Raw genomic sequence first — 14,406 nt, forward strand, 5'->3', positions numbered from 1 at the left:
AAAGCGGGGGCAGGCGAGCCGTCGCTCGCTCCTATGGGTGTGGCTGAGCACCCTCGGTGGATCACTATGGAGGACAGCGCGTGAACAACGACAGCACGATCGGGCGGCGTGGATTTCTCGCGGGCGCGGCCACCGTCGCGGCCGGTGCCTCATTGGTCGGCCTATCGCCGGCCGAGGCGGTCCCGGTTGCTGCTGGCCTCACCAAGTTCGACTTCCCGACCGACCGTAGCGTGCGATTGCTGATCACCGGCGACGCTGGCACCGGCACCCGCACCCAATGGGCCGTCGCCGACACTATGCGGGATTACCATCGCCGCGAACCGTTCTCGCTTGCCGTGGGGCTCGGCGACAATATCTACGAGAGCGGCCCGAACAGCGCGGTCGACGTCCAGTTCGCCGAAAAATTCGAAAGCCCCAATGCGGGACTGGATTTTCCGTGGCTGATGGTGCTCGGCAATCACGACAACAGTTCGGTCCTCGGCGGCGATGGTGGCTGGCTGCTGCGCGGCAACAACGAGGTCGAGTACCACGCGAATTCGCCGCGCTGGTGGATGCCGAGCCGGTACTACTCGGTTCGGGTGCCCGAGCAGCATCCGGTGGTCGAATTCTTCGTCCTCGACGTGAATCCGCTTGCTTCCTACGTGCCGCCGATCTTCGCCCCGTACTGGGAGGTCGACGGCCAGTTCATGAGCGAGCAGCGTGCCTGGCTCGATCGTGCCGTCGCCGAATCACCGGCCACGTGGAAGATCGCCTGCACCCACCACCCGTACCTTAACAACGGTCCGCACGGTGACGCGGGCCGCTACGAGGGGCTGTCGGTGGCACCCATCAATGGCATCCACGCGAAGCAGTTCTTCGACGACCATATTGTCGGCAACTGCCACTTCATCCTCTCCGGACACGATCACTCCCTACAGGTCCTCGAGCCGACCGCGGCATCGAAGGGCACCCGCCAGCTCGTCTGCGGCGCGGCTGCCAAAACCGTGGCCGCCGAACCGAAGCTGAATCCCGGCGGCTCCGGTAACGCCGCACTCTTCGAGAACTATCACGAACTCGGCTTCATGATCATGGACCTCACCGCGAGCAGCGTCGACCTGACCGTTGTCACCGTCGATCTCGCCGGCGGCGGCGCCACCGAGGCGTTCGCGCGCCGACTTGCTTGAATCGCAACGGAATTGCCCGGCATCGGGCCGTTCCGGCGGATACCGTGCACACTATGGCAACCGGTGATCGCCCCGCCGACGACGGGCCCGACCTCGGCGGCTCGCCGCCGAGCGACCCCGGCGATACGCCGCCGTATCAGCGCGGCACGCACGACCCCGTGGTGGATTCGGTCTGGCTGCGCCACCGCCCGCCGCCGCCACCGCGGCCGCGCGGCGTGCCGCGCCTGACCACGGTATTGCTGATCGCGGCCTTCGTCGCGGTGCTCGTGCTCTACCTTGTGGTCCGGCCCGGAGGCTAGTGGGAGTAGGCGCGGAATAATCCGTTTGCCGAGTCACTTAAAGTTGACCGTTATGAAGGAGACAGGGCGCAAGGTCATCGCGACCAACCGCCGGGCGCGGCACAACTACACGATCCTGGACACCTACGAGGCCGGGATCGCGCTGGTCGGTACCGAGGTCAAGAGTCTGCGCGAGAGTAAAGCCTCGCTGGTGGACGCCTTCGCGACCGTAGACAACGGCGAGGTGTGGCTGCGGGGCCTGCACATTCCCGAGTTCAGTCACGGCACCTGGACCAACCACTCGCCGCGGCGGGTGCGCAAGCTGCTGCTCCACAAGCGCGAAATCGAGCGACTGGTCGGCAAATCGCGCGAAGGCAACCAGACGCTGGTGCCGCTATCGATGTACTTCTCCGACGGCAAGGTCAAGGTCGAGCTGGCGCTCGCCAAGGGTAAGCAGGACTACGACAAGCGACAGGATCTGGCCAAGCGCACCGCAGAGCGCGAGGTCACCCGCGAGCTGGGGCGGCGCATAAAAGGTATGCGTTGACCGCTGTGCTACTGGCGCTGGTGGCCGCGTTCGGCTACGGCGTGAGTGATTTCTTCGGTGGTGTCGCGTCACGGCGGGTAACCGCCCTGCGGGTCGTTATCGTCTCCTATCCGATCTCTGCGCTGCTGATCCTCATCCTGGTTCCGCTGGTCGGCGGCACCCCGGACACCGCATCGATGCTCTGGGGCCTGGCCGCCGGCGTGGCGAGCGGCCTGGCGGTCTGGTGGTTCTATGCCGCGTTGGCCAGCGGTCCGATGGCGGTGGTTTCGCCGCTGACCGCGATATTGGTTGCGGGCATTCCGGTGCTGGTCGGTTTGGTGATCGGTGAACGTCCCGGCCCGCTCGCTTTCGCGGGCATCGCCTTCGCGCTCGGCGCGGTGTATCTGGTGAGCCGGGAATCACCCGATGACGTCACCGAGGAGATCACCGGTGGCCGCGAGCTGCGCTTCACCAGGAAGGTGGCGCTGCTCACTATCGGATCGGGTGCGGCCTTCGGCCTCGCGTTCGTCTTCCTGCACGAGACGCGGGCGAGCGCCGGGGTGTGGCCGTTGCTGGCCCAGCGCGGGGCGGCGAGCCCGATGGTGTGGTTGATCGCATTGTCGGCCGGTGAGTTTCGGCTGTTGCACGGTGAACCGCTGCGGTTGGCCGCCTACATCGCAGTACTCGACGTCATCGCGAATGCCGCACTGCTGTATGCATTCCACGGGTCGATGCTGTCGCTGGTCAGCGTGATCGGCTCGCTATATCCCGCGGCGACCGTTCTGCTGGCGATGGTGCTGCTCGGTGAGCGGGTCGGGCGTCTACAGCAGGTCGGGATGGTGCTGGCGTTGGCCTCGGTCGGGTTGATCGCGGCGGCCTGATCACTGTCCGTCCCCCCGCACGGGCCGCGGCTCGTCGCGGACCAAGATCAAGACGAATTCGTGGCGGCGGGTTCTCGGACCGATGTCGCCATCGCTTCCCCTCGATCTTGGTCCGGCTCGGGTAGCGGCTGCTGCACGGATTGCGATACGACGGCATACGTGCAGGTCGGGCGCATGATTCGGGACGCGTGGATAATGGAATGAACCAGGCGTCGCCGAGTGTTAGAGTAACTAGCCCGGCAAGGTGTCGGGACGTACGGGGCTGAACGGTTTCGACTGCGTACGTAGATTTAGGGGAAGCGTGTCGGTGCAGGCAAGAGACCACCGTAAGCGTCGCTGCAACCAATTAAGCGCCGATTCCAATCAGCGCGAGTACGCCCTCGCTGCCTAAGTAGCAGGTCGTCTCTGTCAGTCCGGGTTCGTCCCTCGACCCGGGTACTGGCATCAGCTAGAGGGAATTACCGTCCGACTCGGTCGCGGAGCCGGACGGGACATTCAACAGCGACTGGGATCGTCATCCGAGCTTGTTCGCGAGACCCGGAGATCCGAGTAGAGACCTAGCGAACTGCACACGGAGAAGCCCTGAAGACGCGGCGGAGGACCCGGGTTCGATTCCCGGCAGCTCCACTTCACGGGAACCCGCAGGTCAAGGACCTGCGGGTTCCCTTTTTTTCCGGTGACTGGATCGAGTCGCAGGGTGAACGGTGCTTGTACCTGCGGATTTGCACCGACTTCGGTTCGATTCCCGCTATGTCCACTGAATGACAAATTCGCAGGTCAACGGCCTGCGGATTCTTTGCGTTTGTGTAGTAATCCGAACCATTTCGGGTCTGCAGCGGGCACGGCCCGGGGCAGAGCGGCATGTCGTGTAGAGCTTCCGGATGGGCTTGTGGCTGTCTCGATGGTGTCGCCGTCGGCGCAACCAGTGCAGAGGGGTGCTGGTGCAACTGCGTCGTCGGGGGCGGTCGGGCCGTACATGCTCGTCCTCGCGCACTGGCTATACCTGCAACGAGTGAGCGGTAATGCCGTGCGAATGCGCCGCGCCGCCAGGCCGCCACCAGCGCACCGACAGTGACGCCAGGCTCGGGCATATCCAGCAAGCTGAATTGTCGAACATATGTTCGACACTGAGGTAGGCTGGTTCGGGTGAACATACATTCGATCGCGGCGGCGCCGGATGCTTCAACACCGGGATGGCCGGAACTGGCCGATGTCGATTTGCTGCGCACCCTCGTCGAAACCGAACGCCGTCGGAGGCGACTGGATGCTGCCATGCGTGCGGCCGTCGCCGAAGCCGAGCGTCGTGGCCTCGCCGCAGACACCGGCTATCGGGACACCGTGGAGCTATTGACTGATCTGCTGCGGATCAGTGCCCACGAAGCGCGCCAGCGAATCGAATACGCGGCTCCGCAGGCCCGCTCGCGTTCCAGAAAGGTATGGAGGGTGCTGGCGGCAGCAAGCTGAGGCCGAGCCCGCTGCCTCGACCTCTGTTCGGAGGGCCGCGAGGACCGACTGCACGTTCACCGTGTAAGCGCCAGCACGGGCCGCGTCCACTGTGGCTCGTTCCGAAAGGCGCTGTACCACCGGAGGCGGGCGGTTCGAAGCGGCCATGCGGCAGGACTGAAAGATCAACGAGCCGAGCTCATCTCGACCGGACGAACGCACTGATCTGCCGAATGCCGCGCAATTGGCTCGTCCCCCTCGGACAGAGACACGCGGCGCGGCCGCGTAAGCCCGTTGACGAAGCGATCACCTGCGTAGTGTGCACGGACCGGGGCAGAGCGGCATGTCGCGTACCGCTTCCAGACGTGCTCGTGGCTGTCTGCTCGCTATCGATGATGTCGGCGTCGGCGCAACCGGCGTGGAGGGGTGCTGGTGCAACTGCGTCGTCGGGGGCCGGTCAGAACCTACATGCTCGTCCTCGCGCACTGGCTACACCTGCGACGAGTGAGCGCTCATGCCGATTATGTGATGTCCGCCCGTTGGGCGATCGGCTCGTCGAGTGGCGGATGGAGCCTCGGTTCAGAACTTGCCGGTGTGGTGTTCGATTCGGTGCCCGAGTCGGGTGGCAAATTCGGTGATGAAGTCCTCGGTGAGGGGCGGCCAACCCCAGAAGTCGAAGGCGAGGGTGCCCAGGGCGAAGTCGTCTGCCCATTGCCAGATGGTGATGGGGCTCGATGTGGTGCAGGAGGGGCAGATCGCCGAGCCGGTGCCTGTTTGTTTCCAGGCGTCGATCGCGTCCGAGAACGGCTGCCATACGGCGGGATCGGCTTCCCATTGTTGCGGGTAGTCGATGATCACGGTGGTGGCCTGGCAGCGTGGGCATACCGCGGAGGCCGGTTCGATGCCGCCCTGGCCGGGATAGTGGTCGTGGCGGCCGACGATGACGGCGACGGGGCCGGGGATCCAGTCGGCGCCCCATTCATGGGTGATCTGCGGCCAGTCGGGGCCGGGCACATAGCCTTCGTCGACCTGGAGGCTGTACATCGCGTCGCACGAAGTCTTCCGAAGCAGCCATCGCTGCGACACCATCCAGTCCACCATGTGCCCGGCCAGCGTGCTCGCGTCGGCCGAGGTCACGTCGAGGTCGACGATTCGTTCGAAATAATCACCCACACCCGCATCCTGCCACCGCGGTCATGCCGAGTATCGGGGGCCGCAGACGGGGCGGCCGGACTCCAGGAGTCGAACGGCGATGAGTTGGGTGGAGTCGGTGGCGTGTGTGGTGCTCGACGGTCGCCCGGTCGCCGTCACCGGCAGCTGGGACCGTACGGTGCGGCTCTGGGACCTGCAAACCGGCGCACTCCACGCCACTCTCACCGGCCACACAGAGATTGTGTACGCGGTGACTTGCACGGTGCTCGACGGTCGCCGTCACCTGCGACTGGGGCGACACGGCGCGGGTGTGGGACCTGGGTGCCGCCACACTGCGCGTCACTCTCACAGGCCACAGGGACGATGTGAGGGCGGTGGCGTGCACGACCATCGATTGCCGCCCGGTGGCCATCACCGGCAGTACGGACCGCGCGGTGCGGGTCTGGGACTTGGACACTGGCACGCTCCGTGCGACCCTCACCGGTCACACGGCCACGGTGAGTGCGGTGGCGTGCACGACGCTCGACGGTCACTCGGTAGCCGTCACCGGCAGCAGATGGGACCACGAGGTATGGGTCTGGGACCTGGACACCGCTACAGCGATCGACCGCCTCGACTGCCCCTCAAGGGTGGCGGCTCTGGCGATCGGCCCGAATACCGAAATAATCGCAGCGGTGTCCAGCGACATCCTCGTGCTGGTCCGATGCAGGTAACGACGCCCGGTCCGAAACAATCCACGACCCGCGCACTTCATATCCGTCACCAAGATCATCCGCACATGGCTGATCACGCGGCCTGGTCGACCCGAACCTAGAGCTAACTCTGGTTTAAAAGAGTGAGAGATGATGCGCCGATCGAGCGTTTTCTGCTAGTCACGACCGGAATGGCTGCTGGTTGAAGTGTCCGGCCGCCGACCACGCCGCCCGCTTCAGGTATCGGGCAGAAACGGACCCGAACGGGCGACGCTTACTCGCCCTCGAGGGTACGGATGGTTCGCGCGTCCCAGGGCACGCCCATCAGCACCCGCCCCAACGCTGCACGCCGAAACTCGAAGTATGAGCCGAGTGGGTCAACATCAACGCGGGCCTTCCCAGCCACACCGCGCAGATCGGCCACCATCGCATCATTCGGCAGCCCCGCAGCAAGGGCCGCCAGTGCCGCGTCCGCCCCGGACCGCAACGCGGCGGCAGCCACCGGCTCCATATCGTATTCGTGATCGTGTCGTATACCCGCCCGACCGGCATAGACATCGGCGAACTCGCCCGCGTCACCACCCGACTCAGTCAACGCCACCAATACGTCACCGGCGAGTTCCATGAGCAGGTCCGGCAGCGACTCGGCGAGGCGCACGGTGTCGCTGGAGTCCCAGAAGATGAACACCGGACCCCACGCGCCGCTGTCGGGATCGACGTCGACATATATGAAACTGCCATCGAACCCCTCACGCACGAACCAGTGCGTACCACGCCCACCGGCCCGCGCCACATACCAATTCGCGACCTCGTCGAGGTGATTGAACCTGGCGCCGAAGTCGAACTCGTCGTAGCTTCGGTGCCCGTTCTTCGTGGAGCAGCTATCGGTGATACGAACCCCGCCGATCGCGCGCAACAGAGTGCGAATGTCCTCGGGTACCCGCACGGGCCACGAATCCATGGTGTCGTCGTCGACCCCGGGATCGAGCACCATCAGCCCGCCGGATGCGTCCGCGGTGCTACGCAGTTCCGCAATCACCTGAGCAATATCCCGGTGCCCCATCAGCTCTCCTAACGACGAGTCTTCGAACGCCGACACCCTATCTCCGACCCACGCGATGGGAACATGTGCCGGCGCTCGCGGCAGCAGAGTGCATCGGCGATGGCGACGCCGTGGACCGCCTGTACAGCGAACTGCATACCGCCACCTCAGAATTGAGCCATTTTGAGCACCTGAGCTATCTGGACGAACTCGAACGCGAGGAACGCGAGGAATGCGAGGACGTAGCGTATTTCGATTACATCGACTTACTCGGTGATATCGAGTAGGCGAAATTCCTACTATGTAAGTGGCGCATCATCTTTCGAGTCTTGGCGGCCTACCGCTGTCGGCCAATGCCTCGCGGATGGTGCTCTCGACCGGTCGATTCGGAGACACGGCAGCCGCGTACCTGGCGACGGTCGTCGCGGTGGTCGCTACATCGACGCGTCAGGGTTCGGCCCATGCTCTACAAGACTTACTGTGGCGTCGACTCGAGACGTCGGCCTGCTACTTTGCTGGCCGTGGCGTGTGATCGCCGTGTCTCGATGTGGATGACCGGACGATCCAGCAGCACGCGCATCCCGATCTGTCTCCGCATCATGTCGGCCACGTCGAGAATGCACGAATTATCCTTGCCTGCAGTCTCTTTGCTGGCGAGCGCCGTGGTTGGCGAGTAGCGGACCTGGTTCATCTCGTTGTTCTAAAGCAAAGTGCGGCAACGGAAGACGAAGAAATTCTGTGGACTGTACGCTCGGTGCGTCGGCAGTGGCAGTGAGGGGATGCAATGCTCGATCCACGGGGTATGGCCGTTGTTATCCGCCGGAAGGAGGATCGGGTCCCCGAGGACAAGACCCTGGAGATCACTGACTTCGAACGGCTAACGGGGCGGGTTCGGGTGCGGTTCGGGACGCACAAGGATTACTCGTACGGGTGGGAGCGAGTAACGATTCTCGAACGGCCGACGCCGGTGCTGCTGGGGTCGAACATGCAGTTGTTCGTGGACGGATTTGCCACGAACGCGACCGAGGCGTACTTGTTCACCGGCCCGCCGGAGGTCGGATCGTGGTGGCATGTGCTGACCGGTGCGGGCAGATGGAACGCTTACAGAGCGGATCGGGTGGCGGTGCTGCCGAATACCGTCATCGCCCCCAGCACCCGTGATGTGCTGACGTACTGGCGCGCCGTGGCGGAGAAGCTGACCGGCGATTCCGGTGTCCTGCTCCGAAACCATCAGCGCCTGGACTTCATTCACGCCGAAAGCGTGTTGACTCGCGTCCTCGAGCAGACCCCGATCGATCCAAGCCCAGACGATGACGTCCCGCTACCGGTATATCCGTTCCGCACCAACATCAGTCAGAGCGCGGCGGTGCTCAATGCGCTGCGGTATCCGATCTCGGTGATCGACGGCCCACCCGGGACCGGGAAGACGCAGACGATTCTCAACATCATCGCCTCGGTGATCTGCCGTCCCGGCGCGACGGTTGGGGTCGTGTCGTTCAGCAACTCCGCAGTCGACAACGTTTTCGAGAAGCTGACCAAAGAAGGCTTCGGGATGGTTGCGGCCAATCTGGGGCGCGCCGAGAAACGGGAGGAGTTCTTCGCCGGCCAGGGACTGCGTAACGGGGCGGTCGATGCGATGCTGCGTGCTGGTCTCGTGCCTGGCGCGGACGTTGCGGACCAACTGGGCAAGGTGAACCGGCGCCTCGCCGCGCTGCAGGAACAGGATCGGCTGCGCGCTCAACTGCGGCATCGACTGCATGCATACCGGCTGGAACAGCGGCATTTCCAGTCGTTCTTCGACCGCCACGAGGTACCGAACGTCGACGACCTGCCGCTACTGCGCCGCTACAGCGCGGGCAAACTGCTCGATTTCATCGCCGATACCGATCCGCGGTGGATCCGCGACAGCGGCTGGGGTCGGATGGTCGACACGATGAACCGCTACTTCAGGTATCGGGCGCTCCGCAAGGTCGACGCCGGCGACATCGACGTCGTGCTGCGGATCGAGCGCCTGTACTACGCGAAGAAGATCGCCGAACTCGAACGGCAAGTCACACATCTGAGCAAAACATTGGATGACAAGAAGTTCGACGTACTGTCGGCCGACCAGGCGCAGCTGTCCAAACAACTGCTCCAGGACGCGCTGTGTGCCAGGTATGGCTCAGTGTCCCGCACGGTCTACGACTCGCGGTATCGGCAGAATTTCGGGCAGTTCACCCACGACTACCCGCTCATCCTGAGCACCTGTCATTCGCTCCAGAACAGCACCGGACGTTCAGCCCTGCTGGACTATCTGATCATCGATGAAGCATCACAGGTGGATCTGGTGACGGTGAGCCCGGTCCTGGCATGTGCGCGGAACCTCATCGTTGTCGGTGATCTGGAACAGCTCCCGCCGGTCACGGAGGACCTCACCGATGCGCCTCCGGCACCCGATCCGGTCTTCGATTACCGGCGCAGCGTCCTGTCCTCGATCATCGACCGGTACGGCGATCATGTGCCTCGGGTGATGCTGCGTGAACACTATCGGTGCGATCCGGACATCATCGAGTTTTGTAATCGAAAGTTCTACGGGGGCGAGCTGATTCCATATACCCGTAGCGCAGCAAAGTTCTCTCCGATGACAGTGGTGCGGACCGCTCCCGGTAACCACATGCGCTATGTCTACGGCGACGACGACCCGACGTCGAAGGGACGAAGCAACGAGCGCGAGATCGACGTGATCCAGCACGAGGTCCTTCCCTGGATATCCGCCGAAATGCCGCCGCACGAGGTCGGAGTCACGACCCCGTACCGCCGTCAGGCAAACAAGGTAACCGACGCCCTGATCGATTCGATCGAATCCGATACCGTGCACAAGTTCCAAGGCAGGGAAAAGGACGCGGTCGTCATGACCACAGTGCTGGACGATACCCCGAGCAGCCGGAAAGCTCTGGAGTTTGCCGACGATCCCAAATTGATCAATGTGGCCGTCTCTCGGGCGATGCGCTTGTTCGTCCTGGTCACTCACCCGTCAGAGCTGCCGAAGAGTCGACACCTGCGCGATCTGATCGGCTACATCCGATACCGGGACCCGGACAACGCCGTCGTCGACAGCGATGTGGTGTCGATCTTCGACCTGCTGTACACCGACCGCGAGGAGCGGCAGCGCATACACCCGCATATCGGTTGGGGGCGTACCGGGTTTCCGTCGGAGGACGTCGCACTCACGATGTTGGAGGCGGTGCTCGCCGAACCTCGCTATAGCCACCTGGCGATACACCCACAGGTTTACCTGCAGCATGTTTTCCCACGGAGTCTGGACCGGCTCGACGTTCAGCACCGCGAGTTCGTGCAGCGCCGAGCGTCGTTCGATTTCGTCCTATACAACCGGATCACCAACGCGAACATGTGCGCGATCGAGGTGGACGGCTTCCGTACCCATGAGGCGGACCCGAAGCAGCTCGCCCGCGATGCGCTGAAGGACGAGATCTGCGGTCGCTATGACTTCCTACTGTTGCGTTTGGCGACCACCGGAAGCAACGAAGTCGCGCGGGTCCGCCGCTTCCTCGATGGACTGCCCTGAGCACGAACCCTATCGCCGCAGCCTATGTTGATGATTCCCGGCAGTGGAAAGTGAGCTTCGCTGGTGTCGGCGCATCAACTGTCCCCATATAGGCCGACTGGGGCGCGGATAGCCTGTGCACCGCAGATCTCGCACCGGTCACCGGCGGCGGAGCAAATTGGAATCCTCGAGGCGTCCCAGACCTGCTTGCTGACGATGCCGCGGATGGTCGATCCGTGTGTGCTCGGCGGCAGTGCGGCTTGGAACGTATCTGGCATCACCGTCATCGGCGTGGTCCCAGCAGCAGTGCGGCAGGGACCACCAGCAGTCCGAGTGACAGTGCCGCGAGCAGGCCGTAACCACCGGCCGCGAAACCGACCGTGGAGAGCAGGGTGGCCAGGGCCGATCCGCCCCACACCTTCGATTCCACCGCGCCCTGTTGTCGCATCTGGTCCACGTCGGGCAGGTCGCTCGAGATGAGGCTGCTCCCGCCGATGTAGGCGAGATTCCAGCCGTACCCGAGTAGAAACAGGACGAGGGCGAGCACCGGGACGCCCAATGCCGATGCCACGGTGGACCCGGCGGCCGCGATTGTCAGCAGAACCAGTCCGGCGGTGATGAGCATCCGGCCGCCGAAGCGGTCGCACAGCATTCCGGTCAGCGGCGCGAGCGCGAACATGCCGAAGGTGTGCACGGACACCATGGCCCCCGTCATGTGAAGTCCGTGGCCACGCTGGTGGATGTCCAGTGGGGCCGCCGTCATGATCGCAGCCATCACGATCTGGGCGACGAGCATTGCTGTCAAGGCCAGCCGCATCGGTGGCTTCGGGGGATTCGTATCCGATCGGATGACCCGGGTGCCCGGCGGCAATGTCGTTGCGGTCAAGGCCGATACCGCGACGGCGGCGATGACCAGCAGGAATACCCCTGTCGCAGCAGGTCGTCCCGCCGCCGTCGCCGCATCGGACACCGGAGCGAGTAGGAGCGGACCGCCCACGGCGCCGATGGTCCCCGCCCACACAACGGTGGCCAAGGCCCTGCCGGGGCGCCCGGAATTGAGATCGGTTGCCGCGTAACGGGACAACTGCGCGGCCGAATTGCCGAAGCCGAGCAGCAGCATGCCCGCTACCAACATGGCGGCCGCGGCGGATGACAGGACGGCGAGGATGCCGCCGATCGCTCCGACTGCATAGCCTGCGACCAGCCCCGCGCGCCGCCCCCAGCGCTCCATGACCATTGTCAGCACTGCCGCGCCGAGTGCGGTGCCGACGACACCAGCGGCACTGGGCACCCCGGACCATGTCGGTCCGAACGACTCGGCAGCGGCCAGGGTGCTCATCGTGCTCGCCGTCACCATGGCCAGGCTCATCGCCGCGGCACCGATGAACAACGCTGCCATCCACCGGTGTTGCATCACCGGCTCGGTCTCGATCTCGGTCATGCGAAAAACGCTAGAAGCTAACAAGGTTCGAATGAATGAGACAATCGGGGAGATTCGGCCGCTGGGGTTGCCGAACAAAATGCGTCCGAGAGGTTTCGCCTTGCAGTTGAACAAACCGCTGGATGAGATCGACTGGCGGATCCTCGCAGAGCTGCAGGCGGATGGTCGACTCTCCTACAACCAGCTCGCTCGCAGGGTCAACCTGTCCGCGCCCGCGGTCGCCGATCGAGTTCGCCGCCTGGAGGAGGCTGGCGTAATTGCCGGTTATCAGGCGCTGGTCGATCCGCGCCGCGCCGGGCTGCCGATCACGGCGTTCATCCACTTGCGGTGCACCTTGGGCAAATGCCTGCTCAAAACCAGCACCGCCGAGGACTATCCCGAGGTTGCCGAGGTACACAAACTCAGTGGGAGCCACTGCACCCTTCTCGAGGTTCGTGCAGCATCCCTGCAGCACTTCGAGGGGCTTGTGGAGCGCATCGGCGAACACGGCGCGATCGAGACCCATATCGTGCTGTCCACCCAGTACGAGGGACGCCCGGTGGCCCCGGTGGATATCGACCGTCCGGTCAGCAATCCGATTGGCTGGCCGCAGCGGTAAGGGGCCCTGGCTGCCGACCGATGCGGCGCAGCGGAGGCGAATGTGGCGGGTGGCGCAGGTGGGAACGAGCCCTGTTGATCGCGGTCGGTATCGTCGCTTGAAGTGCGCCCACATCTTTTGCTCGGCAGTCGGTTTCGTCCGATACCGAGACTGAACGATTCAGCCGGAGCATCTGCTGATCGTGGTTGCTGGTGGCCATCACCGATCACCGCCCGAAGCCATGCAGCGGGTACCCACCGGCTTGATCCGGATCTCAGGCCCCATCGCCGTCAGGGTGTTCGGGTTGTGAAGCGCTAGGCCCACGAAAAGGCCCGGTCCACTTGGACCGGGCCGTCGTCGTTTCGGAGGGTCGTTCGGATCTAGATGCAGAATCCGCCGAGGTTGAATGCGATGACTGTGGTGTATCCGGCTGTCGGTTCGTAGTCGGGCAGACCGTCGTAGTAGACGGCGCTGACGATGTGCTGGCCCGCGATGTCGGGGATCCAGAAGATGCTCGCGGTACCGTCGGTGACCGGCACGGTCCCGACGATATTGCCGCCGAGTCCGGGCAAGCGGCTGCTGAATTCGACGACACCGCGTTGCACCGGGGTGCCATCGGGGCGCCGCACGGTCGCCTGCGCGGTCTGCCCACAGCCGACCGCCGCGGAATTGGCGGCACCGAGGGCCGAGCCGGTCATCGCCACCGACAGGGTCGGGGCGATCGCCGCACTCGCCTGAGGTGCCACAGTTGTCGGTACTGCCAGCCACGCCGCCGCAAGCGCCACACCGGCCGCGCCGCGCGAGAGTCCGCCCATCATGCCCGCCTTTCGCTGTGCCGACCGGGCTGCTCGTGACCCGGCATAGGTGGTCGCACGGTACCTGAGACGTGGATCACATCGGTGTAGGCCGCGCCGAGAATCCCGGGAAAGGCTGCAGGTGCGGGCCGTGCGAGTGGAAACTCGTTGAGCGGCCACGAGAGGAGACGTCCATGACGGCATCCGACCCAGTGCACGCGGCAAAACCTCAGCGGCACAAGGTAACCGGTGATGTTCACCTTCTGCTCCGTCGCGGTGGGAGCGTGCTGTTCGGTCAGCGTCGGAACACCGGGTTCGAGGATGGCGCGTGGCACCTTCCCGCTGGTCATCTGGAGGCGGGTGAATCCGTTCTCGCAGCGCTGATCCGTGAGGCCGATGAGGAGATCGGCGTGACGCTGAAACCGGAGGACGTGCGGTTCAGCCATGTCATGCACAACTCGGCTTCCGGTGGGCGGGTGGCCTTCTTCTTCACCGTGACGGACTGGCAGGGCGAGCCCGTCAACCGCGAACCCGAGAAGTGCAGCGACCTCGCCTGGTTCGCGGTGGACGCCCTGCCGGAGCACATGATCGACTACTGCCGGGTGGCCATACGGCATGTCGCAGACGGCGCGTCTTTCTCGGTCTATGGCTGGTAGACGAATGACGCACACCGGCTGACGGGTTGGCTGGCATTTCTCCCCGAAACTGTGGAGCGCGGAGTTATGGTGTCAGCGCGCTACACAGCCACGTTCCAGCAAACCTTGGATGGAGCGTTATGCGACATAGGACGAGTATCGCTGCGTGTGTCGCGGCCGCCGGTCTGTTGATCGCGACGGGCTGCGGGACGTCGACGGATTCCAGCGGAAATTCGGT

Annotated in this window: 15 protein-coding genes and 1 other RNA gene; 11 read left to right on the forward strand and 5 right to left on the reverse strand. The window is 64.3% G+C overall.

The genetic code is table 11. The annotated features are described in order from the left end of the window. The first annotated feature begins 80 nt into the window (after positions 1-80). The 6 genes from ACQP1G_RS09345 to ACQP1G_RS09370 all read left to right on the forward strand — a co-directional run bounded on the left by ACQP1G_RS09345 (position 81) and on the right by ACQP1G_RS09370 (position 4,312). A complete protein-coding gene (locus ACQP1G_RS09345; RefSeq protein ID WP_433200902.1) occupies positions 81-1,163 on the forward strand; it encodes a metallophosphoesterase in 1,083 nt (360 codons plus the stop codon). 53 nt (positions 1,164-1,216) lie between these two features. Beyond that, positions 1,217-1,462 carry a hypothetical protein gene (locus ACQP1G_RS09350; protein WP_433200905.1) on the forward strand — a complete coding sequence of 82 codons (246 nt, stop codon included), beginning with the start codon at positions 1,217-1,219 and terminating at the stop codon, positions 1,460-1,462. 52 nt (positions 1,463-1,514) lie between these two features. Next, positions 1,515-1,988: an SsrA-binding protein SmpB gene (smpB, locus tag ACQP1G_RS09355; protein WP_433200908.1), complete on the forward strand. Its 474-nt coding sequence runs from the start codon at positions 1,515-1,517 to the stop codon at positions 1,986-1,988. Continuing rightward, positions 1,985-2,848: an EamA family transporter gene (locus tag ACQP1G_RS09360; RefSeq protein ID WP_433200911.1), complete on the forward strand. Its 864-nt coding sequence runs from the start codon at positions 1,985-1,987 to the stop codon at positions 2,846-2,848. Before smpB ends, ACQP1G_RS09360 begins: the two co-directional genes overlap by 4 nt. 258 nt (positions 2,849-3,106) lie before the next feature. Further along, positions 3,107-3,478, forward strand: a transfer-messenger RNA (tmRNA) gene (ssrA, locus tag ACQP1G_RS09365). Positions 3,479-3,994: 516 nt separating this feature from the next. Further along, a complete protein-coding gene (locus tag ACQP1G_RS09370) occupies positions 3,995-4,312 on the forward strand; it encodes a DUF222 domain-containing protein (protein WP_433200914.1) in 318 nt (105 codons plus the stop codon). A 558-nt stretch (positions 4,313-4,870) separates the two neighbouring features. Here ACQP1G_RS09370 and ACQP1G_RS09375 read toward each other — a convergent pair. Next, positions 4,871-5,464 carry a hypothetical protein gene (locus ACQP1G_RS09375; RefSeq protein ID WP_433200916.1) on the reverse strand — a complete coding sequence of 198 codons (594 nt, stop codon included), beginning with the start codon at positions 5,462-5,464 and terminating at the stop codon, positions 4,871-4,873. 287 nt (positions 5,465-5,751) lie between these two features. Here ACQP1G_RS09375 and ACQP1G_RS09380 point away from each other — a divergent pair, with 287 nt between their 5' ends. Beyond that, positions 5,752-6,156, forward strand: a complete 405-nt coding sequence (locus tag ACQP1G_RS09380; RefSeq protein WP_433200919.1) for a hypothetical protein — start codon at positions 5,752-5,754, stop codon at positions 6,154-6,156. Positions 6,157-6,409: 253 nt separating this feature from the next. Here ACQP1G_RS09380 and ACQP1G_RS09385 read toward each other — a convergent pair whose 3' ends face one another. Then, a complete protein-coding gene (locus tag ACQP1G_RS09385; RefSeq protein ID WP_433200922.1) occupies positions 6,410-7,198 on the reverse strand; it encodes an SMI1/KNR4 family protein in 789 nt (262 codons plus the stop codon). A gap of 65 nt (positions 7,199-7,263) precedes the next feature. Here ACQP1G_RS09385 and ACQP1G_RS09390 point away from each other — a divergent pair, with 65 nt between their 5' ends. Next, positions 7,264-7,464: a hypothetical protein gene (locus ACQP1G_RS09390; protein ID WP_433200925.1), complete on the forward strand. Its 201-nt coding sequence runs from the start codon at positions 7,264-7,266 to the stop codon at positions 7,462-7,464. A gap of 188 nt (positions 7,465-7,652) precedes the next feature. Here ACQP1G_RS09390 and ACQP1G_RS09395 read toward each other — a convergent pair whose 3' ends face one another. Continuing rightward, complete coding sequence (locus ACQP1G_RS09395; protein ID WP_433200928.1) at positions 7,653-7,868, reverse strand: hypothetical protein; 216 nt, start codon at positions 7,866-7,868, stop codon at positions 7,653-7,655. Positions 7,869-7,961: 93 nt separating this feature from the next. On the opposite strand from ACQP1G_RS09395, the gene ACQP1G_RS09400 reads away from it, so the two are divergent. Next, positions 7,962-10,742: an AAA domain-containing protein gene (locus tag ACQP1G_RS09400; protein WP_433200931.1), complete on the forward strand. Its 2,781-nt coding sequence runs from the start codon at positions 7,962-7,964 to the stop codon at positions 10,740-10,742. Positions 10,743-11,004: 262 nt separating this feature from the next. Here ACQP1G_RS09400 and ACQP1G_RS09405 read toward each other — a convergent pair whose 3' ends face one another. After that, positions 11,005-12,078, reverse strand: coding sequence for an MFS transporter (locus ACQP1G_RS09405; protein ID WP_433200934.1), 1,074 nt, complete (start codon positions 12,076-12,078; stop codon positions 11,005-11,007). On the opposite strand from ACQP1G_RS09405, the gene ACQP1G_RS09410 reads away from it, so the two are divergent. After that, on the forward strand, positions 12,062-12,760 hold the full coding sequence (locus ACQP1G_RS09410; RefSeq protein ID WP_433200937.1) for an Lrp/AsnC family transcriptional regulator: 699 nt from the start codon (positions 12,062-12,064) through the stop codon (positions 12,758-12,760). The two genes, ACQP1G_RS09405 and ACQP1G_RS09410, sit on opposite strands and share 17 nt — an antisense overlap. A gap of 359 nt (positions 12,761-13,119) precedes the next feature. Here ACQP1G_RS09410 and ACQP1G_RS09415 read toward each other — a convergent pair whose 3' ends face one another. Further along, positions 13,120-13,557: a hypothetical protein gene (locus tag ACQP1G_RS09415; protein ID WP_433200940.1), complete on the reverse strand. Its 438-nt coding sequence runs from the start codon at positions 13,555-13,557 to the stop codon at positions 13,120-13,122. Positions 13,558-13,727: 170 nt separating this feature from the next. Here ACQP1G_RS09415 and ACQP1G_RS09420 point away from each other — a divergent pair, with 170 nt between their 5' ends. Beyond that, the gene (locus ACQP1G_RS09420) at positions 13,728-14,189 is read left to right on the forward strand and encodes an NUDIX hydrolase (RefSeq protein WP_433200943.1); all 462 of its coding nucleotides are present in this window, start codon (positions 13,728-13,730) and stop codon (positions 14,187-14,189) included. Positions 14,190-14,406 lie beyond the last annotated feature (217 nt).

This window comes from Nocardia sp. CA-107356 (genome assembly GCF_050946365.1).
Taxonomy (GTDB): Bacteria; Actinomycetota; Actinomycetes; order Mycobacteriales; family Mycobacteriaceae; genus Nocardia.